Origin of the sequence: Pectinatus haikarae, from assembly GCF_015732185.1 — a bacterium.
Taxonomy (GTDB): Bacteria; Bacillota; Negativicutes; order Selenomonadales; family Selenomonadaceae; genus Pectinatus; species Pectinatus haikarae.
Genome location: NZ_WIQM01000008.1, coordinates 231,320 through 255,535, shown reverse-complemented (window position 1 = coordinate 255,535; position 24,216 = coordinate 231,320). Strand labels below are relative to the sequence as shown.

Annotated in this window: 23 protein-coding genes; 6 read left to right on the top strand and 17 right to left on the bottom strand. The window is 38.9% G+C overall.

The window, feature by feature from the left end; genetic code table 11:
* Window positions 1-33: 33 nt before the first annotated feature.
* Window positions 34-774: a 2,3-diphosphoglycerate-dependent phosphoglycerate mutase gene (gene gpmA / locus I6758_RS05430; RefSeq protein WP_196604181.1), complete on the top strand. Its 741-nt coding sequence runs from the start codon at window positions 34-36 to the stop codon at window positions 772-774.
* Window positions 775-1,113: 339 nt separating this feature from the next.
* Window positions 1,114-2,409 carry an MFS transporter gene (locus tag I6758_RS05425; RefSeq protein ID WP_196604180.1) on the top strand — a complete coding sequence of 432 codons (1,296 nt, stop codon included), beginning with the start codon at window positions 1,114-1,116 and terminating at the stop codon, window positions 2,407-2,409.
* Window positions 2,410-2,515: 106 nt separating this feature from the next.
* Here the strand turns inward: I6758_RS05425 and I6758_RS05420 are convergent, their stop codons facing one another.
* A complete protein-coding gene (locus I6758_RS05420; RefSeq protein ID WP_196604179.1) occupies window positions 2,516-4,360 on the bottom strand; it encodes a carbon starvation CstA family protein in 1,845 nt (614 codons plus the stop codon).
* A gap of 210 nt (window positions 4,361-4,570) precedes the next feature.
* Here I6758_RS05420 and I6758_RS05415 point away from each other — a divergent pair, with 210 nt between their 5' ends.
* Complete coding sequence (locus tag I6758_RS05415; protein WP_196604178.1) at window positions 4,571-5,509, top strand: 2-hydroxyacid dehydrogenase; 939 nt, start codon at window positions 4,571-4,573, stop codon at window positions 5,507-5,509.
* 54 nt (window positions 5,510-5,563) lie between these two features.
* Here I6758_RS05415 and I6758_RS05410 read toward each other — a convergent pair whose 3' ends face one another.
* A complete protein-coding gene (locus I6758_RS05410; protein ID WP_196604177.1) occupies window positions 5,564-7,561 on the bottom strand; it encodes a TonB-dependent copper receptor in 1,998 nt (665 codons plus the stop codon).
* Between the two features lie 182 nt (window positions 7,562-7,743).
* Between I6758_RS05410 and I6758_RS05405 the strand changes: the two genes are divergently transcribed.
* A complete protein-coding gene (locus I6758_RS05405) occupies window positions 7,744-7,890 on the top strand; it encodes a hypothetical protein (RefSeq protein WP_196604176.1) in 147 nt (48 codons plus the stop codon).
* A gap of 117 nt (window positions 7,891-8,007) precedes the next feature.
* On the opposite strand, the gene I6758_RS05400 is transcribed toward I6758_RS05405, so the two are convergent.
* The 7 genes from I6758_RS05400 to I6758_RS05370 all read right to left on the bottom strand — a co-directional run bounded on the left by I6758_RS05400 (window position 8,008) and on the right by I6758_RS05370 (window position 15,504).
* The gene (locus I6758_RS05400) at window positions 8,008-9,399 is read right to left on the bottom strand and encodes an NAD-dependent succinate-semialdehyde dehydrogenase (protein ID WP_196604175.1); all 1,392 of its coding nucleotides are present in this window, start codon (window positions 9,397-9,399) and stop codon (window positions 8,008-8,010) included.
* Between the two features lie 193 nt (window positions 9,400-9,592).
* Window positions 9,593-10,399, bottom strand: coding sequence for a sugar phosphate isomerase/epimerase family protein (locus I6758_RS05395; protein ID WP_196604174.1), 807 nt, complete (start codon window positions 10,397-10,399; stop codon window positions 9,593-9,595).
* Window positions 10,368-11,486 (bottom strand): ABC transporter ATP-binding protein, encoded by a 1,119-nt coding sequence (locus tag I6758_RS05390; RefSeq protein ID WP_196604173.1) that lies wholly within the window; start codon window positions 11,484-11,486, stop codon window positions 10,368-10,370. The genes I6758_RS05395 and I6758_RS05390 overlap by 32 nt, the downstream gene beginning before the upstream one ends.
* 18 nt (window positions 11,487-11,504) lie before the next feature.
* Window positions 11,505-12,326, bottom strand: a complete 822-nt coding sequence (locus I6758_RS05385; RefSeq protein ID WP_196604172.1) for a carbohydrate ABC transporter permease — start codon at window positions 12,324-12,326, stop codon at window positions 11,505-11,507.
* Window positions 12,316-13,215, bottom strand: coding sequence for a carbohydrate ABC transporter permease (locus tag I6758_RS05380; RefSeq protein WP_196604171.1), 900 nt, complete (start codon window positions 13,213-13,215; stop codon window positions 12,316-12,318). The genes I6758_RS05385 and I6758_RS05380 overlap by 11 nt, the downstream gene beginning before the upstream one ends.
* Before the next feature lie 132 nt (window positions 13,216-13,347).
* A complete protein-coding gene (locus I6758_RS05375; protein ID WP_231038528.1) occupies window positions 13,348-14,649 on the bottom strand; it encodes an ABC transporter substrate-binding protein in 1,302 nt (433 codons plus the stop codon).
* A 183-nt stretch (window positions 14,650-14,832) separates the two neighbouring features.
* Window positions 14,833-15,504, bottom strand: a complete 672-nt coding sequence (locus I6758_RS05370) for an NAD(P)H-dependent oxidoreductase (RefSeq protein ID WP_196604481.1) — start codon at window positions 15,502-15,504, stop codon at window positions 14,833-14,835.
* Window positions 15,505-15,732: 228 nt separating this feature from the next.
* Between I6758_RS05370 and I6758_RS05365 the strand changes: the two genes are divergently transcribed.
* Together I6758_RS05365 and I6758_RS05360 are read left to right on the top strand one after the other, a co-directional pair.
* Entirely contained in the window at window positions 15,733-16,080 is a 348-nt protein-coding gene (locus I6758_RS05365) for a winged helix-turn-helix transcriptional regulator (protein WP_307223375.1), read from the top strand.
* A 58-nt stretch (window positions 16,081-16,138) separates the two neighbouring features.
* The gene (locus I6758_RS05360) at window positions 16,139-16,531 is read left to right on the top strand and encodes a pyridoxamine 5'-phosphate oxidase family protein (RefSeq protein WP_196604170.1); all 393 of its coding nucleotides are present in this window, start codon (window positions 16,139-16,141) and stop codon (window positions 16,529-16,531) included.
* A 181-nt stretch (window positions 16,532-16,712) separates the two neighbouring features.
* Here I6758_RS05360 and I6758_RS05355 read toward each other — a convergent pair whose 3' ends face one another.
* From I6758_RS05355 to I6758_RS05320, 8 genes are all read right to left on the bottom strand, one after another.
* A complete protein-coding gene (locus tag I6758_RS05355; protein ID WP_196604169.1) occupies window positions 16,713-18,497 on the bottom strand; it encodes a methyl-accepting chemotaxis protein in 1,785 nt (594 codons plus the stop codon).
* Window positions 18,498-18,693: 196 nt separating this feature from the next.
* Entirely contained in the window at window positions 18,694-19,242 is a 549-nt protein-coding gene (locus I6758_RS05350; protein WP_196604168.1) for a glutathione peroxidase, read from the bottom strand.
* A 45-nt stretch (window positions 19,243-19,287) separates the two neighbouring features.
* On the bottom strand, window positions 19,288-19,881 hold the full coding sequence (locus tag I6758_RS05345) for a nitroreductase family protein (RefSeq protein WP_196604167.1): 594 nt from the start codon (window positions 19,879-19,881) through the stop codon (window positions 19,288-19,290).
* 302 nt (window positions 19,882-20,183) lie between these two features.
* A complete protein-coding gene (locus tag I6758_RS05340; RefSeq protein ID WP_196604166.1) occupies window positions 20,184-20,558 on the bottom strand; it encodes a desulfoferrodoxin in 375 nt (124 codons plus the stop codon).
* 61 nt (window positions 20,559-20,619) lie between these two features.
* Complete coding sequence (locus I6758_RS05335; protein ID WP_196604165.1) at window positions 20,620-21,435, bottom strand: family 1 encapsulin nanocompartment shell protein; 816 nt, start codon at window positions 21,433-21,435, stop codon at window positions 20,620-20,622.
* A gap of 66 nt (window positions 21,436-21,501) precedes the next feature.
* Window positions 21,502-21,867, bottom strand: a complete 366-nt coding sequence (locus tag I6758_RS05330; RefSeq protein ID WP_196604164.1) for a demethoxyubiquinone hydroxylase family protein — start codon at window positions 21,865-21,867, stop codon at window positions 21,502-21,504.
* A gap of 336 nt (window positions 21,868-22,203) precedes the next feature.
* On the bottom strand, window positions 22,204-22,419 hold the full coding sequence (locus I6758_RS05325) for a hypothetical protein (protein ID WP_196604163.1): 216 nt from the start codon (window positions 22,417-22,419) through the stop codon (window positions 22,204-22,206).
* A gap of 230 nt (window positions 22,420-22,649) precedes the next feature.
* A complete protein-coding gene (locus tag I6758_RS05320; protein WP_196604162.1) occupies window positions 22,650-23,840 on the bottom strand; it encodes an SAM-dependent methyltransferase in 1,191 nt (396 codons plus the stop codon).
* Between the last annotated feature and the right edge of the window lie 376 nt (window positions 23,841-24,216).

The following is a 24,216-nucleotide window of genomic DNA, read 5'->3' as shown; positions in this document are numbered from 1 at the left end:
ATATATTAAAATCTATGGAAAGAGGGGAACATAATGAAATTAGTCTTGATAAGACATGGTGAAAGTGAATGGAATCAAAAAAATCTTTTTACGGGCTGGACAGATGTTGAACTCACTGAAAAGGGCCGCAAAGAAGCTAAAACGGCAGGTGTTTGGCTGAAAGAGAAGGGATTTGACTTTGATGTATGCTATACATCATATCTTAAAAGAGCCATCCACACTCTTGATCTTGTGCTGAGCGAACTTGACAGAACATGGCTGCCCGTCATCAAAACCTGGAAACTTAATGAACGTCATTACGGTGCTTTACAAGGATTGAACAAATCTGAAACAGCCGCAAAATACGGCGAAGATCAAGTAAAAATATGGCGCCGTTCTTTTGATGTGCGTCCGCCTCTCCTGACGGAAACCGACGAAAGAAATCCGGCAGTACTTTCAGCCTACAGGGACGTTGATAAAAACGAACTTCCCTTTGGTGAGAGCCTAAAAGATACCATTGCAAGAGTAGTTCCCTATTACCAGGAAAATATCCTTCGCGATATGAAAGACGGCAAAAAAGTCGTCGTCGCCGCGCACGGTAATTCCCTCAGAGCGCTGGTAAAACTTCTGGACGATCTTTCCGCTGAAGAAATAGTAGGTGTCAACATCCCTACAGGTGTTCCTTTAGTTTATGAATTTGATAAGAGCTGGAAAATTAAAGATAAATACTATCTGGGTGATGAAGCCACTGTCCAATCAAAAATCAACAGTGTAGCTGCACAGGGTAAAGCTTGATTTTATCCTGATTGCCAAATACTAAAGCCGGAACCGCTATATTGCGGTTCCGGCTTTAGTATTTCAAAATGGAAGTTCATGAAATTCAATATTGAAAAATACAAATAATAACATAAATTATGTAAATTATATAATTATTAAATTTTATCCCAATATAGTTGATATTATACCGATCATGTAAAATAAATTTACAAAATAAGACTGCAGTCTTATTAAAAAGGATGGTCGATAAAACATTTGTCAGCATCAGTCTGACAAATATATTACACATTATTAGTATTTTCATTAATGTCTATCATGCAATAATTGATAAATACACTAAGGAGGATTACTTTTACTATGGTTTTACAAAATTCTGAAAAAAGCTCTGCCGTTAAGCCAACTAAGGCCAGATATGTTGTCGCTTTGCTCATGGTGAGCGTTATTGCTATAAATTATCTGGATAGAACTGTCATGTCTGCGGCCGCCCCCGCCATGATGAAAGATTTAAATATAGGTCCCTCAGAAATGGGATATATCATGTCCATGTTTTTTTTCAGCTATGCCCTTTGTCAAATTCCTTCCGGCTGGTTAGCTGATAAACTTGGTCAAAAAATGTGTCTGGCCATTGCCGTTCTCTGGTGGTCAGTCGCAACCGCCTTAACAGCAGGAGCTCGCAGTGTCAGTCATCTGATAAGTGCCAGACTTTTCATGGGTATGGGTGAATCCGGAGTATATCCCTGCAATGCCGGAATATGTGCAAAGTGGTTTCCTGACAATGAGCGTGGGAAAGTAGCCGCACTGTTCGACAGCGGTAGCAAGTTTGGCACTGCTTTCACTATGCCGTTCGTCACATGGATGGTCGTCACATATGGCTGGCAGCTGCCTTTCATTATAAGCGGCAGTATAGGACTTGTATGGATCATTGCATGGCTTGCTTACTACAATGACCCCGAACGAAGTAAGTTCATAAATTCTGTAGAATTAAACTACATTCGCAGTCATCAGGCTAAAAAGGAAGGAATAGATACTATCCAGCCTATGAAATGGTACCAATTGCTGAAATATAGAAATGTACGCGCAATGTGCTTGGGATTTTTCTGCTTAAACTATGCCATATACTTTTTTGTTACATGGTTTCCAACATATCTGGTACATGACCGTGGTCTGCAAATGACCACAATGGGTTGGCTGGCAATGCTGCCCCCTCTTTCTGGTGTTTTAGTGCAATGGTTCGGCGGTTGGTTCACTGATCATACCTATAAAACCACTGGTAATTTAACACGTGCACGGAAAATAAACCTTGTTGCCGGAATGTTCATCGCTACATCTGTGGCATTTGCAGGTTTGATCGAGTCGACGGCCGCAATAATGGCATTATTGTGTTTTTCTTACGCAGGTTTAGCATTCGCAGGAGCTGCATTATGGTCTTTACCCGGAGATGTCGCACCAAGAAACATGACGTCCGTTTTAGGAGGCATTCAAAATTGTGCTGGTAATATTGGTGGTATATTAGGACCTATAATTACCGGTTATATCATAACTTCCGCAGGAAATTTCATACCAGCTCTAGTACTTTCAGGCATAGCGTGCCTCATTGGTGCTTTATCATACGGTTTGGGAATGAAAGAGCTTAAACCAATAAAGGTTTCATAAAATAATAGCAGACTGTATTGCTTCATAAAAATAATACAGCCTGCTATTATTGAATTATTCAGTCAATATAAATATATTATCCAAATCTGCACATACTAAAACAGCCCTACTCAACCTCAGCCAATTGTCCGCTTTTTTCAAGTTCAGCTTTCGTTTCGGCTTCCAATTCCTCTCGCGTGCGATAGTCCTGTTTTACAGTCTTCGCATAATGAAGCCAGCTGCGTATCGACTCTACCATAACCACTGCAACAAGAATAAGCATAATAACACTTATTCCTACCAAAAGCCATTTATCGCCAGGTATATAATTGGTAAAAATATTCAAATAATCGGCATAACAAGTAATAAAACCTATAAATAAGCACGGTATCATAGTTACCCATGCGTAACGCCCCCGACCCGTACGATAAATATATGACGTTCCTATTGCCAAAGTAATAGTGCCCAACAGTTGATTGGAAACACCAAACAGCGGCCATATTTCTCCTATATTTCCCTGCAGCACCAGATATCCCCAGCACAGGCTGATCATAGCACTGCAAAAAATAATGCCCGGCCACCATTCAGTATCACCGAACGGTTTATACACTCTGCCCATCAATTCCTGCAAGAGATAACGACCTACACGAGAACCGGCATCTATTAATGTCAAAATGAACAAAGCTTCAAACATTATGCAAAAATGATACCAAAAACCCATAAATTGATCCATAAAAGGAATCTTGGAAAAAACATCCGCCATTCCTACCGCAAGCGATACCGCACCGCCCGGTCTATGCATAAGATTTTCACCGACCAGATTTGACAGCATCGGCAGATCCTGTACATTAAGTCCAAGTGCGTTGAAAGCCTGCTGTGTGGAATTTATTGCAAAATAATCAGATGGATGCAGACTCGTAGCAGCAATAAGGGCCATCATAGAAATAAACGCTTCCGTAAGCATAGCGCCGTAACCTATTGGCAGGATCTGGCGTTCATTAACTATCATTTTTGGTGTAGTGCCCGTAGATATCAGACTATGAAATCCGGATAATGCACCACAGGCGATAGTAATAAAAACAAAAGGTATTACTGACCCTTTTATTACAGGTCCGCCTCCCCAGAGAAATTGCGAAGTGGCAGGCATGCGTATTTCGGGCGCAACGATAAGTATACCTAAAGCCAAAGCCGCTATAGTGCCTATTTTCATATAAGTGCTAAGATAATCCCGCGGTGCCAATAAAAGCCATACAGGAAGAACAGACGCAAAAAAACCATAAACAGCTATCGCTATTTCTATCTGAACTACACTGAACGTAAAATACGGAGCCAATACAGCTGAATCTCTCACATACGGACCTACTCCCACAGCCAGCAGTATAAGTCCGACACCAATCACAGTAGCTTCCCGAATTTTACCAGGACGCAGGTATCTGAGATAAAGACCGATAAAAATTGCAATAGGAATAGTTGCTCCCACGGTAAATGCTCCCCATGGACTGTTGAACAAAGAATTGGCTACCACCACAGCCATACCGGCTTCAGTTATGATAAGAAGAAATAAGGTCGCCCAAAGGGCACTTGTCCCCGCCAGATTGCTGATCTCAGCTTTTGCTATCTCTGCTATGGATTTGCCGTCATGGCGTATAGAAGCCAAAAGTATAACCATATCATGTACAGCACCGGCTAGCACTGAACCAAATAAAATCCACAACGTTCCCGGCAAATAACCGAACTGTGCAGCGATAACCGGTCCTACCAATGGTCCCGCTCCGGCAATAGCTGCAAAATGATGACCAAATACCACCCATTTATTTGTTGGTACATAGTCATGCCCATCCTCAAGCCGAATAGACGGCGGTGTCTTGAATTCATTCAGTGTCAGCACCTTGGCTGCAATGAATGCTCCATAGAAACGATATGCTAAAATAAGAAAACAAGCCGTAATAATGACAAGATAGACTCCATTCATGGTAATATCTCCCCCTTCTTATTTTATATAATTTAGCACAAACATTCTAAATTGTCTATAATAATTTAAATATTTTGCAGTTTATTTTATAATAATTAAAATTTATTATTGAGGTTATAATTTGACAATTTAGAAATAAAAAAAGCTTTTTCCTTAATTTCGGCGAATTATACTGTTTATATATAAGGAAGATACCAGGGGGAATTTGATATGATAACATGTATTTTTTTAGATACAGTAGATAAATTGACCGAGGACTTAATACGGCTTGCCGTACCTGAAAATGCACAACTTTTCTTTCTAAATGATCTGAATGAAAAAGAACGTTCTACATATCTGGAAAAAGCAGATGCTCTTTTAACCGCTACATATATTGTCGACAAAGCCTTGATGAAACAATGTAAAAATTTAAAAATAGTTCAAAAAACTGGTGTGGGAACAGATAATATTGATAAATCGGCCGCGGTGGCTTTAGGTATCAAGGTAGATAATGTTCCGGGCGGCAATGCTGACGGAGTAGCCGAACTTACAATGGGACTTATCCTGGCAATTTATCGAAATATCATACCGCTTGCAGCAATGGCCCGTCAAAAAAAATGGGCTATGTGGGCATATCGCGGTTCATCCTTTGAAATACGCGGCAAAACACATGGTATCATCGGCTTCGGGCATATAGGAAAAAGGACAGCACAGCTTTCCAAAGCTTTCGGTTCAAAGCTGCTCTACTATAACAGAACAAGACAAACAGAAGCTGTTGAATATGAATACGGCATTAAATATGAACCACTGGATATTTTACTGCAAAAATCGGATATCATCAGCATCCATCTCCCCTTCTCACCACAGACCAAAAATCTTATAGATGAAGATCACCTCGGGCTTATCAAGGATACTGCCGTAATAATCAACGTCGGCCGTGGCGGAATTATAAATGAAGATGCCCTTTACCGGGAAATGAAAAACGGCCGTTTCTTAGGTGCCGGCATCGATGTCTGGGAAAAAGAACCATTCGATTCACAGAATCAGCTTGTAACCTTGCCGAATGTTATCGCCACCCCGCACGTTGGCGCGGGCACTTTGGATACAATGCGCTCTATTTATAAAATGTGTTTTGAAAAAATTATGACTGCGTGTATTCCCAGACATTGAAGCTTCGGCAGTAAAATTATTTTTTCCGGTTAAACCGGCCGACTGTATTATTAACTAAAAATTGTAATTTACCTTTAACCAGAAACTTCTTCCCGGTTCATTGACCCGTACAGTAGCAGGCATATCAAGTGTAGATATATCCACACCGCCGCGGCTCACAAATTCCGCATAATTTTTATTGAGCAGGTTGTCCACACCCGCAGCTATAGTCCAATTTTTATTTGGTTTATAAGAAGCGTTCAAAGACAAAATTCCAAAACCACCGGAAGGGCCTATATCTGTACCAATTTCATTTCCTTCTCCCACAGAATACTGTTTCTGTGCAGCTACCAGCCGCCATAGTATTCCTGCTTCCCATTTATCATCAATATTTGATTTAAGGCTGAATGTCGCTTCAAAAGGTGCAATTTGGGGAAGAGGTCTGTCATTCGTTTTATTGCGCCCTTGTGTATATGCCAGCGCAGCACCTGCCGTCCATCTTTCAGATAACTTATATGTATAATCGGCCTCTCCGCCGTATAATACTGCATCAATATTCTTTACTGCATTTCCTTCATTTGTCACTAAAATAAAATCATCTACATTTGAATAAAAAAGTGATACATTTGCATTTATTTTTCCTTTATGATAAAGCCAGCCTGTATCCAGCTGAGTGTTTTTTTCTGGCGATGCCGACATCCCTCCTGTTTTTCTCCGTTCCCACCAATCTGCCGGACGTTCCGCATGACCTATCCCTACATATGACGTCACCGGCATGCGCACAGAATCATGCTCATATCGAAGAAAAGCTGCATATGTCCTGTCATGATCTTCTCTTCCCGGATATTTTGCATACTTAACAGCCAGATCATCAAAACGTATACCGCTCAGTATCCGGCTGTTATCATCAATATAAGTTTTATAATCAGCAAAAATTCCATAATTTGTAAATGTCATATCCGGTGACAATGGTTTGGCGGAATAATCTTTCACACCCATAATCATATTTCCTGAATGTTCATTCTTTTGATAATCCATACCTAAAACAGCTGAAGAATTTTTCGCCAACGCCAGATCAAATGATATTCTTCCGCTCGTAGTGGTCCTTTTCACTTCCATTGAACTTGCCATAGTGCCGGCTTTTAAAGGACGCAGCGTATAATTATCCATAATGTGATCAATTGTGCTTCTGGAAGCATTGACCTTTATATTTTGCAGAACACTGCCAATATTTCTTTTCTCAAACCGCAAATTATAACTGTCTCTGTCAAATTGTGTTCCGTCAACATTGCGATCTGCGTAGGCAGCCCTTCCCGAACTTGTATCAATAGAAAATTCCAGCAACGTATCTTTATCCGGTGTGAAGCCTATTATTCCTGTTGTACTGTCCCTCTTATATGCAGAATGAATATAATTGCCATTGCCATCTTTATAATCGCCTGCCTTATTTCTCGTCCTGATTATACGTACATAGCCCTTTTCATCACCTTGCGTAACATCCAGCAATTGATCTCTTCGATTATCACTGCCAAAAAGAAGGCTTGTATTAAGTCTTGTTCCCGGTTTTGTAAAAGGCTCTGTATCCCTTTCGAACATTATTGAACCTGCTATGCTGCTGCCGTATTCTACACTTTCCGGACCTTTCAATACAGTTATTTTACTGAAGGTTTCAGGAAAAACATAGGTAGTAGTAGGATCCATTCTACTCGGACAGCCGCCTAAAATATAACCTCCGTTCATCACTATATTCAGCCGGCTGCCTCCTAAGCCTCGAAAGATAGGATCACCACCTGTCCCCCCTTTTCTCACCATCGAAAATCCCGGAATATTTTTCAAATAACCGGCCCCATCGGCAGCTGGCACCGGCTGACGCGGATGTCTCGGATCTGTTTCTACTTTTAATGGTTCCTTCATTTTCGGTGCAGTTACCACAACTTCATCGAAAACAAAAGTTTGGCTGTCGTCTTCCTCCGTTTTTGCATCGTCAGTGTTATCCGCTGCAAAAACCGTGGGAGAAGCTGCAAAAAAAAAGGCCATAACATATGGACCAATCTGTCTAAAGCACCTTTTCAAAACTATATTCCTCCATATACAATAAATTTTATATGATAACAATATTCATTATCACCCATATCATTATATATGAATGCTGAAAATTTTGTCAATATTTTTTGTATTATTCATAATTAATTGTAATTGTTGCCAGTCAAGTTTCCTGTATAATCGCAAGAAATCTGATTAATACAAAAGATACTTTGTCATTATTCATTCTGTTTTATGTCAGTCATCCTGCGTCCACCGGACTTCATCTGTCCATTCTTGATCATATAGAAAAAGGGGAGATAGGCACAGCTGCCAATATAGGTAATTTTCTTTTGAATACAAAACCTTTTTTGAAATGAAAAACAAATAAATACAAAAAACAGTGAGCATGAAAGATATCCGATCTTAAGGTAAAGAAAGGAAAATTTTCCATGCTCACTGTTTTTTATAGATTATTCATTCCGAAGATGTATTTATCAAAAATCTCCGTCAATCGGCATATCCACAATCACTTTGATATTAACGAATTCATGAATGCCCAGATCGATCAATTCATGTCCATAACCGGAATTTTTCACACCGCCGAAAGGTATATCGGCTCTGACACTAGTGGGATGATTTATATACATCATGCCGGTATCGATTTGCTTAGCCACACGCTGAGCACGTACAGGATCTTTTGTAAACACTGATCCGCCAAGACCAAACGGAGAATCGTTTGCCATCTTAACAGCAGCGGCTTCATCAGCCACACGATAAATCTGGCTCACAGGCCCAAACATTTCCGTATAATAAGCCGGATTTTTCGGAGCAATATCTTCTAAAATAGTAGGTTGATAAAAAGCACCTTTTTCAGGAACCGGCTGACCTGCCACAGTTGCCTTGGCGCCTCCGGCAACAGCCGTGCTCACTTGTTTCTTCAAAAGCTCCAAAGCTTCAAAAGAAGACAAAGGTGCAAGCGTGGTTGACGGATCAAGCGGATCTCCCGCTTTAAGAGCCGCAACTCCTGCTCTGTATTTTTCCATAAATTCATCATAAATTGAATCGACTAATATAATTCTTTTCGAAGAAACGCACACTTGCCCCGCATTCCAATGACGTCCGAACACCGCCCATTTTGCAGCTTTATCGATATCGGCATCATCCAGAACAATAAAAGCATCTGAACCGCCCAGCTCAAGAGTACTCTTTTTCAAATATTTGGCAGCAGTTGAAGCTACAGCCGCACCGGCAGGTTCACTTCCAGTCAATGCCACTCCACGCACCCGCGGATCAGATAGGATCAATTCACTATGATTATGTGCAGCATATAGATTTATAAAAGCCCCTTTAGGCAAACCAGCTTCTATAAATAATTTTTCAAAAGTAGCCGCCGCCTGCGGCACATTAGACGCATGTTTCAACAGCAGAGTATTCCCCGCCATCAGCTGCGGTGCCGATATCCGCACTATCTGATAATACGGGAAATTCCAAGGTTCTACTATATAAAGTACACCCAATGGTTGATATACAAGTTTTGCAGCATCTGCCGGCAGCCCTTCGACAGGTATACTGCGTGGCTGAAGCTGAGCGGCTCCATTTTTAGCATAATATTCCAAAATTTTAGCGCTCAATTCAACTTCTGCTTCTGCCTCTGCAATTAATTTTCCCATTTCGAGTGTGAGAATTTTTGCATATTCAGTATGCCTTTTTCGTAGAATTTCAGCTGCCTTCAATAAAACAGCAGCTCTTTCTTCATAACTGGTGTTTTTCCAGCCTTTAAACGCATCATCAGCTAGCCCTATAGCCGCTTTGACCTCATCATCTTTCGCCGTCGGAAAAGATTTGACCACTTCACCCGTATACGGATTGGTTGTTGCATATGCCATACAAAAATCCCCCTTTAATTTTTAATTACTTGTTATTATCTAATTACTTTTTATTACTAAATTTAGTATATAACCTCTATGTTAATTTGTCAACAAGCACACTTCGTAAAAAAACAGACGGACTCACCAATGTATTAGGGTGCCCGTCTGCTTTCATTATATGTTTCTGATTCTTAAATAATATTGTACAGCCTTATTTACTTGCTGCCGCAGTTATATTTTTTTTAATATAGTCTATGTCTTCTGCTATTCCTTCAGAATCCATCGCGCATTGTTTACCATATTCAACAACAATATCAGCATTTGGTGTATATTTCTTATAGCAGTTTATAAAATCCGCAAAATCAAGTGTTCCATGAAATATTCTGTCATGCTTATCTTCATATCCGTCATTATTATGCACATGATAGGCAATAATCTTATCTGCCAATCTCTCTATAATATATTTTATATTCCAGCCGTTGGCATGAGCATGCCCGATATCAAGCAATATTTTCTCCGGTACCCTTTCAGCCATTTCAATAAATTCATCCTGATCGAATAACATGTTTTTATGAGCCAATATGCCGGCATTTTCTACGACTATTTTCGCTTTGAATTTTACCGCCTCTCGCCGCAATTTTGCCAGATTTTTCTCACTTACAGTGATTAATTCCTGTTTTTGGCCTATATCTATTCTGCAGTTGTTGTGATGGTAGACAATATGCCGGGCCTTAAGTTCCCGAGAAAGTTCAAATGTCTTTTTGAAGTATACCATCGCTCTTGCATATTCCTCCGTTCCCTCAGCCCGGCTGTGTTCTGTCCCATAATAAGGCCCATGCAGAGTTATCGGATGCTTTTTAAATTCATCATAATACATATTCAGCATCTTGCAGAATATTTCACTCTGCCATTCTGGAAAGAGTTCTATGCCTATCGGCAGCGACATCTTTTTCAAGAGCGCAAATATATTCTGCAGCTGCTGCGGTTCATACAGATTGGTACTGATATATATTGCCATGATACACCTCTGGATAGCCTATATTTTTTTTATTTTTGCTGTCAAAGATATGCAGTTTATCACTATCTGCCGCAAAATATATATTGCTGCCCGGTTTAAAATCTGATGCTTCAGTGACCGCCACGACTTCGCTGCCTTCCGTTTCAAAATAAATTCCGCGGCGGCTGCCATATTCCTCTACATATTTGACCACGCCGGCAAAAGTATCTCTGTGTTTTTCTCTGTACAGCAAAATATGTTCCGGTCTGATGCCGAAATAAAATTCACGGCAATTTTTTTCACCTATATAGGCGCTCCAAGCTTCAGACAGCTTTATGCTTTGCTTTCCCAACTGTAAGAAGTGATCTGAATACGAACCTTTAAAAATATTCATGCCAGGTGAACCTATAAATTTTGCCGTAAAAATATTTGCCGGTCTGTTGTAAACATTATTAGGTGTATCTATCACCTGCAGGCGTCCTTTGTCCAGAATTGCTACACGATCACCGATCGTCATCGCTTCCACCTGATCATGCGTTACATATACAAAAGTTTGTTTATATGCCTGATGAATTTTTACCAATTCTTTCCTCGCATGTACTCTAAGCTGTGCATCAAGATTTGACAGCGGTTCATCCAGCAAAAGCAGTTCACTGCGTTTTACGACAGCTCTTGCCAGAGCCACTCGCTGACGCTGACCGCCTGATAAATCCTTTGGTTTTCTGTTTTCCAATCCGTCCAATTCCAATTTTCCCAAGGCTGCCGTGAGTCTGGCATGTATTTCCGCCTGCGGCAGTTTTTGAATTTTTAGCCCGTAAATTATATTTTCTGTCACTGTCATGTGCGGATAAAGTGCATAATTTTGAAACACCATGCTCAAATTGCGTTTTCCGCTGACTATATCATTTACACGCTGCCCATTCATATATAAATTACCGGATGTGATATCCTCCAATCCCGCAATCATTCTTAATGTTGTTGATTTGCCGCAGCCTGAAGCACCTAAAAGAATCAATCGTTCACCACTATGAACAGTAAAATTAAGATTCTCTATTATTGTATTTTTTCCGTATTTTTTGCATACATTTTCAAATACTATTTCCTTCATAACTACTTTCCTTTCTCATCACCCCTTCACACCTGAAGAAGTGAACGTACTAATAATATATTTTTGAAAAATGAGATATAAACCCAAAGGTATGATCATCGTAACGACCGAAACCGCCATTGCCACACAAAAATCTGTGCCTCCTTCGGAGCTGATAAACAGCTGCAGTGCAAGCGGCAGTGTATAATTTGCAGTATCTTTTAGTATCAGCACCGGCCACACATATTCATTCCACGAATTTATAAAAAACATTATACCAGTGGAAATAACGGCCGGTTTTGCCAGCGGTAGGACAATGCCGAACATTATATGAAAAATTCCCGCTTGTTCCAATCTGGCAGCCTCTATAAAGGACAGCGGGATACTTCTCATTGCCTGTCGGATAAGGAATATACCCGTAGCATCACTTAATTGCGGCAGAATTACACCAATTATATTATTTCTCAGACCGATCTGTGAAATAATAAGATAATTTGGTATCATAGTCATGGTAAAAGGAATAAATATAGTACTTATCAATATGATGTACAATAAGTTTTTACCTTTAAAATTAAAATAGACAAAAGCATAAGCCGCCATAACACTTGTAACGATTTTAAATACTGTCACAGCAAAAGCCACGATAACAGTGTTCAGCGTTATCTGATTCAGCGGCAATTCCTGAAAGATACGCAAATAGTTTGCCATTGTCGGATTATGCGGTATAAGTCCCAAAACATTTCCATAAGCCTCACTGAGCTCCTTAAAGGATGTAGAAATTGCAAAAACAATTGGCATCAGGGAAACAAATAAAGCAATACAGAGCAGCACATGCCATTTCAGGCTGCTGTCAATTTTCATAATAGATCCCCTTTTCCACATATCGGAATTCAATGACCAATAAAATTACAAATAGAACCATTGCGGCAATGGACATCGCAGAAGCATATCCGGTATGGTATAATAAAAATCCTTCCTGATAAATATCATATATAACATTGGAACTTGCATTGTCCGGACCGCCTTGAGTAACTACTTTTATAGGTGTGAACACATATTGAAGACCCTGGACGATCGTCATTATAAAAATATATACACCGGTGGCACTGCTCATCGGCAATACTATATCAAAAAATATTTTATACAAGGGAATATTATCTATTTTTGCTGCTTCTATAATCTCCTGAGGCACGCCAGTAACTCCGCCGAATATAACAATGAAATTGTAGCCAAAAATCTTCCACGTAGTTATTATACTAAGCACAACAATAACCAAACCTTGAGTCTTGCTCCATATGGGAATATTTATCCCCATAAATTCTGCGGCTACAGCCGCCGGTCCAGATACAGGATTTAATATCCATAAATATAATATTGAACCGACTACCAGAGAAATGACACTGGGCAAAAAAAACGCACCTTTATAAAAACCGCGGCCCTTCTTTACTACAAAGGATAAAATAAATGCCAATATATATGGCGCTGCACAATTTAATATAAGTAAAATCAAAATATACACTACCGTATTTTTTATTACTAAAGGCATCAGAGGATCACTGAATAACGCTTTATAGTTATCCAGCCCGACAAATACTTTTAGCGGTTTTATCATATTCCAATCAAAAAAACTCAAATATGCCGTATAAAAAAGCGGATAAAACATAAATATAGCAAATACCAAAAGGGCAGGCAGTATGAGCATATAAGCTATCATTGTATTTTGTGTTATAAGATTTTTTTTATTTTTCATTACACGCACACTTTTGTTTTCCTTTAATTTCCATTGAAGCTTAAAACAGTAAAAAACGATAGTCTTAGATAAATTTTCTAAGCCATACCGTTTTTACCGTAATCTTTTTTTATAAATACGTGCACTGTCTCATCATTTTAACAGATTATTGATCTGCTCCTGCGTCTGAGTCAATGCTTCACGGGCAGATATACTGCCGCTGAGAATTTTATCTCTGGTATCAAGAAGAAGCTGTTCGGCCTGAAGGCCTGCATCTCCCGGGAAAGATGCCCAGGGAACTACACTATCCATCTGTGAAGTTGCGGCTTTCATCATTTTATTTTCCTCTAGAAAACTCTTAAGTCCGTTCTCTGCATCTGCCACATCTTTACGCGGAGGCACATACCCTGTTCCCTTTGTCCATGCTGCCATAGACTCGACACTGTAGAGATATTTTACAAATTCCCAAGCCGCTTTCTGCTGTTTTTCATCCTGTGCCGTTATGGCCAGAAAACATCCTCCAGCCGGCAACTTTTTGGGTTTGCCTTCCCATGCCGGTGAACTGACTGCGGCCACGTCAAACTTTGCCCCTTTTTGAACATTGGCTCTTTGAGCAATAGTAGTGTATAGCATCGCCACATCACCGTTGACAAATGCCTGTACTCCCTGATCCCAAGAAATATGCAATGCAGATTTTGTTTTAATTACCATGTCCGCATATGCCTGATATGCTTTTATTCCATCTTCGGACGCAAAACTTGCTTTACCGTCAGTTATCATTCTGGCACCGTTGCTTTCTAGGAGAGCCTGCTGTGCCCAGTTATCTGCCGGTTCCTGCATATAAAACCCATATTTTCCTGTTTGTTTTTTTACTGTATCAGAAAATTTTATTAACTCTTCCCAAGTTTTCGGTCCATTCTCATCAAGCCCCGCCTGCCGGAGCAAGTCCCTGTTAATATATAACACCGGTGTACTGAGAGAATAGGGAATACCGACCTGATCACCCTTACTATTTTTTGCCAAATCCAAAACATTGGGTAAAAAATTGTCCTGCAAAAAATTCTTATCATCCGAAAAATCTTTGTCAATGATCTTTTGCGGCGCACTGTATGTAAAATTATTTGAAAAGTAATCTAAAAATGCCCATCCGACCTGTACTACAGCCGGCGATTTTCCTGCGGCCGCTTCAGCCTGCAAATTTTGCATAAGCCCTTTATACATATCAGGGTTGTATCGGGCGACAACTTCCACATCCTTGCTTTGCGCATTAAATTTATCAACAAGTTCCTGTACAGTTTTCCCACCCTGTGTCTCTGCATTTACATGCCAGTATTCTATTTTTACCTTATCTCCCTGAGCAGATTGTTCTGATCCCGCATTATCGTTCCCACATCCCGTCAATAACGACGCAGTCATCAGTGCCGCAGCTACTGCTTTGAGAATATTTTTTTTCATGCTTATTTTAACCTCCTCGTGTATGAATGAAGTATAACATCAAATAATATTTTTATCGTTACATTTATGTAAACCTTGAGTAAAATAAAATTCCCCTTTATAAGACAATTATCAGACATTGTCTTATAAAGGGGAATTCTACAGCTTTTTGCAGATTAAAGGACACTTTCTATTATATATTCTTTATTCTATCCACTTCACCACATCTTCTGTTTTTCTGCGTGTCTTAGAATGCGGTTCTGCCATCCTATAACCGAATCCTGCCATTACAGACACTCCAAAATGAGCTTTGTCCATTACACCCTCAGCCGATAATATTTGATCTACTTCTTTTTGATCAAACCCCTCAATAGGACACGAATCTATCCCCAATGCTGCCGCAGCAGTCAGCATATCAGCCAATGCTATATATGTCTGCTTGGACGCCCAGTCAAAAATTGCTCTTTCACTCTCGAGCAAATTAAAATCTTTTCTCTGAAAATTTTCAAAAGCACTCAATCTTTGCTCAATTACAGCTTCCGGTAAATTCTGCACGTTTTTCATGATGTCTTTTATATAAGCAGCATCATAGACTGTATCTATTTTTTTTCTTGCCAGTAAAATAACAAAATGACTTGCCCCCTTGAAACTGTTCTGTGCACCCCATGCCGCATTCCACAGCTTATCCTTAAGCTGTCTGTTCTCAACTACAAGAAATGACCATGGTTCAAAACCAAAGGAGCTAGGCGATAATCTTCCCGCTTCTAAGATTACAGCAAAATCCTCTCCCGAAACCTTTCTTCCCTTGTCAAAATGCTTGCAAGCATGGCGAAAATTAAATGTGTCTAAAATAAACTGTCTGTCACAAAATTGCATCACAACTACCTTCTTTCCTCAGCCGTCTTAATAGCATAGCAAAACCTATCCTTCAGCCTCATCAAAAGTATATCAAATGCAGCAAATAATCGGAAGTACGCAAAATTTTTATAGATAATATATAAAACTTTACCAAAGTATATTTTTTATACTTGCTATTGGCTTCCTTCAACTAGTATACTTATCTTATCTTCAATAAATCTTTTCTTTTCAAAAGGGGGCTTTAGAATGAACGATACCCAAGATACTTCTATGTGTGTCTATGAACCATGCCCTGTAGAAACTACTTTGAATATTGTCAGCGGCAAATGGAAAGGGCTTATTCTTTATCGACTTTTAAGCGGAAAAAAACGTTTCACCGAACTGCGGCGTCTGCTTAAAACAATAACTCACAGATCGCTGACACTGCAACTGCGTGAATTAGAACAGGACCAAATCATAAAACGAACCGTTTTTCCTGAAGTACCTCCGCATGTTGAATATGAACTTACAGAACTTGGTTTATCCATGAAGCCCATAATTCAAGCCATATACGATTGGGGCAGTTCTTATCAATTATATATGAAGAAACAATGACTACTATCAAACAATGCCTGACCATCTAATTTATTGTAATCCTGCTAGGAGGCGCTTTATGAAAGACATCTTAAAATTCCTGAAGACTAACAAGATTTTTTATCTGGCAACAACCTGCGACAATATCCCTCACATAAGACCTTTGGGGTTTGTCATGGAGTACAATGGCAAGCTGACCTTCTGCACTTCCAACCAAAATGACATGTACAAACAGCTGGTGCTCAATCCTAATTTAGAAATATGCTGTGTCGACATAGACTATAATCTTCTGCGTATTAATGGTACAGCTGTTTTCTGCACCACAGAAGATTCCCAGAAAGAAGCCCTACAAACTATGCCTTCACTTGGTAATTTATACTCTGTCGGCGATGGCATATTCGAAATATTCCATATCGAAAATGTCCACGCTGTATTGCAAACAATATCAGGTGAAAAAACAATATTGCAATAAAAAGTGGCTCCTGCCTTAAATTGGCAGAAGCCACTTTCAGCAAAACCAGCCCAAAATAATATCATTTCTCACACGAAAATCCGTTTTCTTTGTGCCCATGATACTCATACTGATGCAATTACACCTTATCCTGCCTGTCACTCATGCCTCTTGATACTGCTGCCTTTCTGTTCAAAGGCCATTATATTTTAAACGAACTGACAGCTCCCTGCAGTTCCTGTGCCATCTGAGCCAGCGTACGGCTGGCATCAGCAATTTCATTCATCGAAGCAGTCTGCTCCTCTGTGGCGGCAGAAACCGTTTCAGCTTCAGCGGATACACTGCGGCTCATACTGTCGATTTTTTCCACGGTCGCAGCTATGTCTTCTGTCCCTTTTGCCAGGCTGCCGACTATCTGTTCCATACTTTCTGACCGTTCAGCTATCTGTTCCACCATGCCCACGATATCACCAAATGTATTTCCTGCATTATCAACTACCGATGACCCCTCCTTCACTTGATCTACACCTGTTTGCATAACAGTAACCGCATTCTGCGTTTCATTCTGTATAGAACTTATCAATTCTGCAATTTCGCTGGCAGCCATTTGCGATTGTTCAGCCAACTTTCTGACCTCTTCGGCAACAACAGCAAACCCCTTACCGTGTTCTCCCGCTCTGGCTGCTTCTATGGCAGCATTCAATGCCAGCAGATTGGTCTGTCCCGCTATGCTGCCTATTGTATCGACAATAGCACCTATTTTCTCTGACCTTTTACCTAATCCGCCTATAACCTCAGCGGATTTGCTGACAGACCTCTCCATATCTTCCATTTTTGAAACAGCTGCCGATACTTCCTTATTTCCTCTCCCGGCAGCTTCGCTTGCCAGTTTTATCTTCTGTCCCGATTCTTCTATCGCACTCATAAAATTCTGCATATGACTGGAAAGATCACTCGTATTTTTTCCCGCACCATCTACTGCAGAAAATTGATCATTGCACAAATGTGCCACATTTACCATCGAATCGGCAACTTGATTGCTTGCCGTAGCCGATTGTTCGGCGCTTGACGTCAACTCTTGCGCGGATGCTGCCAAATATTCAGCAGATTCAGCGATTTTTTTCAATAACGTCTTAACATTATTATGCAAAGATTGCAGAGAACGCCCCATTATTCCTATTTCATCCTTGCGTTCCAATATTTTTCCTTCAACGGTTGAGCTGAAATCTCCTGTTGCCAAAATATTCATCTTTTCAGTAACAAATTCTATCGGATCAGCCAGTATTTTCCCCACATATATAGCTATGCCAATCAGTATTATTTGCAATACTGCCATATATATTACAATTCTGATGATACTGTCCTGAAGGATTTGTTTTTCAGCTGCTTCTTTTTGAGCTACCCTGGCATCAATATAATCAATCCAGCCTCCTGTTCCCAAGACCCATTTATATGGGTCAAAGGCAATAGAATAATTGCGTTTTGGCAAAGGTATCGTTTCATTCGGTTTTGCAAACATAAGATCTGTATACCCTCCATCGGCTTTACGGCCATTCTCTATTATTTCTTTTATATAATATTTTCCGTTGGGATCAACTGAGTCAATACGTGATTGGCCCTCTATATCTCTTCCCATGAGGACAACGTTTACTCCATCATATGTATCTATCCAAAAATATCCTCTGCCATCATCATACCGCAATTGCCTTACCAAAGAGGCCGCCTGTACTTTCGCCTGTGCCTCTGTGATCATACCTGACTGTTGCTTGCTATACACATCCTTAATAAGACTCATGGCTATTTCTGTCTGCAGTTTAAGTTCACGATCTACATTTTCGACCAGTGTTTGCCTATAATCGGCGATTTGATTTTCACTGTTTCTGATCATATTATAAATAAAAAAACCACCGACGCAAAGTATTGTTCCTATTGAAACTGCAACTATAGTAAAAATCAATCTGACTTTAATAGAATATAAATTTTTCATATGCCAAAGCCCCTTTTCTTGCGCAACTGCTTAGTATAGTATAGCCTTATATATATTATTCTATATAATCTGATTTTTACCTTTATTACGTTATTTTTTTAATAAAAAATACTGTATAGGGAAAAATATATCAGATCATTAATTTGATACACTTTCCCCTATACAGTATTTACCTGCTTATAAAAGCCTGTTAAAATTATCCCAATAGTTTTTCGATATCTGCTTCCATTTGTTTCGGTGTAGTAGTGGGTTCAGCCCGTTTTACGACATTGCCCTCTTTATCCACAAGAAATTTCGTAAAATTCCACTTCACAGAATCACCCTTCATAAATTCCGGGAAATTCGTGTTTATGGCATTTTGCAATTTTGCAGCATTAGGATGAGCTTCATCAAATCCCTTAAAGGCTGCCTGTTCTGTTAAATATTTAAAAAGAGGCTGTGCAGTTTCTCCGCGAACATCTCCTTTTTCAAATATAGGAAATGTTACACCGTAATTTACCTTGCAGAATTGTTCTATTTCTGCAGCATTTCCCGGCTCCTGCGCTGCAAACTGATTACTTGGAAAGGCCAATATTTCAAAACCCTTATCCTTGTATTTTAAGTACACCTGCTGTAATTCTTCATATTGAGGCGTAAATCCGCACTTGCTTGCCGTATTGACAATAATAAGGACTTTTCCCTTATAATCCGCAAGTGATTTTTCTTTCCCATGATTAGTTTTTACCTTGAAATCATAAATAGCCATCATTTACCCTCCTTGCACAATATAAATTCAACAAGATTTATTTAATTAAAAAATTTTAACTCTTTCACTTACATCTATTTTTTCGATAGGTCCCGGAACCTGCAATGGTTCTCCAAAAGGCATCTGCGCAATTAATTTCCAGCTTGGCGGTACATTAAAAAGCTTCTTTACCTGATCATCAATCAAAGGATTATAATGCTGCAGATTAACACCAAGTCCCATATTATTGAGTACTGTCCAAATAGCAAATTGCAGCATTCCATTCGCCTGCTGAGCCCATACCGGGAAATTATCCGCATAAGCAGCGTATTGCTTTTGCATCGATTCGACAGTAAGCGTTTCATCAAAATATAAAACTGTGCCATATGCTGCGGCAAAACCGTTTATTTTTTCTTCAGTGGCAGCAAAATTCTTTTCCGGTACAATTTTTTGCAAAATATCCTTTGTGATCTGCCATATTTTATCATGATTACTGCCAAAGGCCACTACAACCCTGGCTGACTGCATATTAAATGCTGAAGGAACATCCTTCACTAATTGTTCTATTTCTGCAACTATCTGCTTTGACGAGACATTAACGTTCTTTCCCAGTGCATAATTTGTACGGCGTTTGCTTACTGCTTCCTGAAACTGACCCATTGCCAACAACTCCCTTTTCTTATTAAAATTATTATATTTTCTGCATGAAAAATATTCTCAACTAATTATTATTATATTACTGCGTTATAAAAATTTCAATAGTTTTTAGTATTTTTTTGTAATTAATTTTTAAAAAAATATATACTAACTAAAAGAAACAATAGGTATTGTCAGCATACTAGGCCAATCACAGATTAATTCTTAGCTACAGCCATACATTTTAGCCCTTCACCGATAAACACATCTTGATATAGAGAAGAGGATCCTCTACCAGAGAATCCCCTCATCTTCACACAAAGTTCTTAAAAATCTTTTTTCCATAAACCATGTAAATTGCAATATTCATAGACTGTTCCGTTCTGTGCCCCACAGAACTCGGCTTTAGGTTCTTCACCCGGCTTTAAAAACTGGATGCGCACACGTGAATCCGTAGCAAGAGCTATCCACTGAATATAATGTTCCTCCTGCATAGGATGCAGCACTGAACCAACAGCGACTTCTATCTTATCATCTTTCTTGGTAACTGCAGGTACATGCTTTTCCTGTGCCGCATCAGTAGTATTGGCCTCAAGCTTGGTCATAGGCTGACCGCAGCAGGACAATGTACCACCGCCGTTATTTATAAGTGCCACTATATTTCCGCATCTTTCACAACGATAAAAAACTACCTTTTCCATTCTAAATTATACCTCCAATATAATATATTATAGGCTGCCTGCCGACCGCCGTTTACCCGTTTTATTCAAAGATCACTATTGCCTGAGGTCTTTTTATTCTCAACAGCATTGTTTCAAGAATACGGAATTTATGATTTAATTCTGTTTGTTCAAGATATGCCGTTTTAAGATCCTGGCCGATCACCAAATCCATATTTCTGCTGTCCGCGCAAACAAGAACTGCCTTTCCCTTTCCCAGTACAGGTGTTGAATATATTCTCTTGTCAAGAAGTTTTTTCACTCTGTCTATTTCCAGTAAACCAGTTCCCGGCTGCAATCTTTGCATCTGCAAATAAAGATCTGGACTGATTGCCAGCGAATAAGCACCGTATATACCTTTTTCAACCAGTAGATTTATCGCCGCCGCTATATCCGTAAAAGCATTTTCGCCAACAGTCCAGTCATTTTTTTTGATTTTATTTGAGCCGGCAACATTAAACAACCCGTCTATCTTAAAGTCTGCATTGCCAAAAAATACTAACCGATCCTCTTTCAATGCACAATCTTCCGCTGCATTAACGGCCTTTGATAAATCAGCAGGATATCCGGCATGAGCGGCACTTTCCAAATCTCTCGCTGATAAAAGAAAGTCTTCATATAATGTGGGAATTTCCAAAAATTTGCGCCCGGAGGTCATCATAAACCCATTTTTGGAAACTTCTTCTAATTTATCAGCATCATCAACAGTAATACTGGTGACACCTATGCCCAAAGGTCCATATAATGGAATGAACCTGCGTCCATGCAATACATTGCCCGCTGTTTTTACAACTGTTTTATCAATTTGTTCCCAAAATTCGTCAGTAAATGGTGCTGCGTCTCTAGATAAATAATCCATACAAAACATCCCTCCTGTTATTTTTACAACCATTAAAACAAATCTATGAATCACCGATTATGTTATTTATTTGATAAGACTTCCTACGGTAGCCTCAGGATCAGTTTTTTTCAAAACACTTTCCTTTTTTTCATTTTCCAGTTCTTCGAGCAATTCTTTAACTTCGGCTTCTCCAGAAGCAAAATGCTCAGCCTCTTCAGGGTCAAGAATACGAAGCAGCGCCATCAATTCTCCGACATGAGCTTTTTCTTCATCACGTATATCAGCTATAACTTTTTTAGCCACTTCATTATCTGTTGCCTGCACATGTGCATCATAAAGGTAAATTGCCTCAAGTTCTCCTGAAATATCCAGCCGTACTGCCTGTATCAATTCTCCCTTTGTTAATTTACGATCAACATTGCCCTGAAACGGATTTGCAAAATCTGCCATCTAATTTGTCCCCCTTTTAATAAAACTTGCCTTTTATTGCTATAATGTCGAATAAACATATCAGGCAGCAGTTAATTCCGCCGCTTGATCTACAAACATGATCTCTGTTTATTCGATACTATTTTAATCAGTCGGCACATAAAATAAGTGCACTGATATTTTTCTAAAAGACAAGAATTCTATCTTAATATCTATTAGGATTTATTCTCTAATTCACACAAAAATCCTTTTTATTAATATATATATGTCTAAAATATTTCTTTCAATTCTTATCATTTACGATTTCTATTGAAAATAAGCTCATGCATAAATTTTGCAGATGTAACCGTGTTGCATTTATTTGAGCGTCATAGCATCATTTAGATTTTTAACCGCAATGTTCAATTGATTTTCCAATAGTTTTAATCGATTTGCAATTTCTATTTCATTTTTCTGTCTGTATATAATTTCATCAGTACGAACGCGCAAAAGTATTTCTTCCAACTCATTTTTATTTTTCTCCACATCAGAAAACAGCTTTAAAATAGGAAAGCCTCCTTTTAATCTATTCATAAATGAAAATTTTTCTTCATGAATGGATAATAACTTTAGTCTATATTTATAGCTTTATATTAAATAAAATCATTTATTTTGTCAAGATTTGTTCTTAATTACTATGTAATATTTGTAATTATATTTATCAAAAACAAAAGACGGCCATTATGAATAATATTCACAGCAGCCGTCCCTTGTCTCTAAAATATAACACCTGAATTTTTTATTGCCTGATCAAGTGCAATATATCATTTTTCATACATATATTCATCGGTCATCGGCAGATCGTTATTTATTCCCTTGCTCAACAAATACTGCACAACGTCTATATTGCCCGTCCTAAAAGCAGATGCGCAGCCGGAAAGATAAAGTCCCCACATTCTTTTAAATTGTTCATCATATTTAGCCGGCAATGTATCCTTGCATGCAAGAAAATTTTTATACCACTCGTCAAGTGTACGTGCATAATGACGGCGTAAACTTTCCATATGAAGTAAATAAAAATTAAAATCGGGGAATAGATTTACTGTTTCACGCACAGTCGGTATATATCCTCCCGGAAAAATATATCGCTTTATCCATCCATTAGTCGGTGCCTCAGTATAACCCATTATCGAATGAAGCAGAAATAGTCCTCCAGTTTTCAGTAACGTATTCACCTTATGCAGATAAAGAGGTAGAAACTCCTTCCCGACATGTTCAAACATCCCTATACTTACGATTTTATCAAATTGATATTTTTCAATATCAAGGTCCATATAGTTAAGCAGTAAAACCCTTACCTTATCTTCAAGACCAAGTTTTTTTATTCTTTCTGTGGCCCCGGCATATTGCTCCTCACTTAATGTTATGCCTACTGCATTGACTCCATATTGCTGTGCCGCTCTTATTATGAGCCAGCCCCACCCGCAGCCTATATCAAGGAGAGTCTCATCCTTTTTCAGCAACAATTTTTGCAAAGAATGATCTATTTTGTGAAGCTGTGCTTCATCTAATGTATCCGTTTCATGTTTAAAATATGCACACGAATATGACATTGTCTTATCGAGCCACTTCGCATAAAAATCATTGCCCAAGTCATAATGACTGTGAATGTTTTGCTTTTCCTGTTCCTCAATTCCAGAAAACATTTTTCTCTTTAATTCATCAAGTGCATATTTTTTTACATCACCGTTTTGATTTTTGAACATGACCGCTATAACATCATCTAGAGAGCCTTCAAAATCTATACTGCCATCCATGTAAGCCTGTCCGAGAGTCAGCACAAGATCCGTATTCATATCTTTGATATCTGTTAATGTCGGTTCACGATGAAAAATTATTTTAAATTTTGGGGTCTCTTCTCCATAATTTTTTTCTTCTCCATCCCAAAATTGTACAGAAAAACCACCCTTATTCCATAATTTTAATGCAGTTTTTAATGCAGCCTTTTTCAACATAAGATCGCCTCACGAATTATTTTTCATTTTTTCACAACCAGTCCATGCAATTAAGCAGCCTGCCTGTTGATGCCCATAAATTTGCTGACAGCTTCTCCTGCACAGTATAACTTGCCGACTTTATATTCTTCTGTTTCACGTAAATAAACTCCTAAGCTCAAATGAATTCACTTTCATCCACACTTAGAAGTCAATGTTGAACAATATTTGCCCGCAGCGGCAAACTATCTCTGAAAAGACGAAAAATATAATACATTACTAAAAACAAATCTGCTACTTTTTCAGTCTAACACTATTTCTTTTCCATTACAAGTATATACAGCCATCAAATATTTTTGTAATCATTGTAATATTTTTTATATCATTCATATACTTT

What these genes read in the sequence shown, in the direction of transcription:
- gpmA (WP_196604181.1), top strand. Translation starts at nt 34, where the DNA reads ATGAAATTAGTCTTGATAAGACATGGTGAAAGTGAATGGAATCAAAAA.
- I6758_RS05425 (WP_196604180.1), top strand. Translation starts at nt 1,114, where the DNA reads ATGGTTTTACAAAATTCTGAAAAAAGCTCTGCCGTTAAGCCAACTAAG.
- I6758_RS05420 (WP_196604179.1), bottom strand. Translation starts at nt 4,360, where the DNA reads ATGAATGGAGTCTATCTTGTCATTATTACGGCTTGTTTTCTTATTTTA.
- I6758_RS05415 (WP_196604178.1), top strand. Translation starts at nt 4,571, where the DNA reads ATGATAACATGTATTTTTTTAGATACAGTAGATAAATTGACCGAGGAC.
- I6758_RS05400 (WP_196604175.1), bottom strand. Translation starts at nt 9,399, where the DNA reads ATGGCATATGCAACAACCAATCCGTATACGGGTGAAGTGGTCAAATCT.
- I6758_RS05395 (WP_196604174.1), bottom strand. Translation starts at nt 10,399, where the DNA reads ATGGCAATATATATCAGTACCAATCTGTATGAACCGCAGCAGCTGCAG.
- I6758_RS05390 (WP_196604173.1), bottom strand. Translation starts at nt 11,486, where the DNA reads ATGAAGGAAATAGTATTTGAAAATGTATGCAAAAAATACGGAAAAAAT.
- I6758_RS05385 (WP_196604172.1), bottom strand. Translation starts at nt 12,326, where the DNA reads ATGAAAATTGACAGCAGCCTGAAATGGCATGTGCTGCTCTGTATTGCT.
- I6758_RS05380 (WP_196604171.1), bottom strand. Translation starts at nt 13,215, where the DNA reads ATGAAAAATAAAAAAAATCTTATAACACAAAATACAATGATAGCTTAT.
- I6758_RS05375 (WP_231038528.1), bottom strand. Translation starts at nt 14,649, where the DNA reads ATGAAAAAAAATATTCTCAAAGCAGTAGCTGCGGCACTGATGACTGCG.
- I6758_RS05370 (WP_196604481.1), bottom strand. Translation starts at nt 15,504, where the DNA reads ATGCAATTTTGTGACAGACAGTTTATTTTAGACACATTTAATTTTCGC.
- I6758_RS05365 (WP_307223375.1), top strand. Translation starts at nt 15,733, where the DNA reads ATGAACGATACCCAAGATACTTCTATGTGTGTCTATGAACCATGCCCT.
- I6758_RS05360 (WP_196604170.1), top strand. Translation starts at nt 16,139, where the DNA reads ATGAAAGACATCTTAAAATTCCTGAAGACTAACAAGATTTTTTATCTG.
- I6758_RS05355 (WP_196604169.1), bottom strand. Translation starts at nt 18,497, where the DNA reads ATGAAAAATTTATATTCTATTAAAGTCAGATTGATTTTTACTATAGTT.
- I6758_RS05350 (WP_196604168.1), bottom strand. Translation starts at nt 19,242, where the DNA reads ATGGCTATTTATGATTTCAAGGTAAAAACTAATCATGGGAAAGAAAAA.
- I6758_RS05345 (WP_196604167.1), bottom strand. Translation starts at nt 19,881, where the DNA reads ATGGGTCAGTTTCAGGAAGCAGTAAGCAAACGCCGTACAAATTATGCA.
- I6758_RS05340 (WP_196604166.1), bottom strand. Translation starts at nt 20,558, where the DNA reads ATGGAAAAGGTAGTTTTTTATCGTTGTGAAAGATGCGGAAATATAGTG.
- I6758_RS05335 (WP_196604165.1), bottom strand. Translation starts at nt 21,435, where the DNA reads ATGGATTATTTATCTAGAGACGCAGCACCATTTACTGACGAATTTTGG.
- I6758_RS05330 (WP_196604164.1), bottom strand. Translation starts at nt 21,867, where the DNA reads ATGGCAGATTTTGCAAATCCGTTTCAGGGCAATGTTGATCGTAAATTA.
- I6758_RS05325 (WP_196604163.1), bottom strand. Translation starts at nt 22,419, where the DNA reads ATGAATAGATTAAAAGGAGGCTTTCCTATTTTAAAGCTGTTTTCTGAT.
- I6758_RS05320 (WP_196604162.1), bottom strand. Translation starts at nt 23,840, where the DNA reads ATGTTGAAAAAGGCTGCATTAAAAACTGCATTAAAATTATGGAATAAG.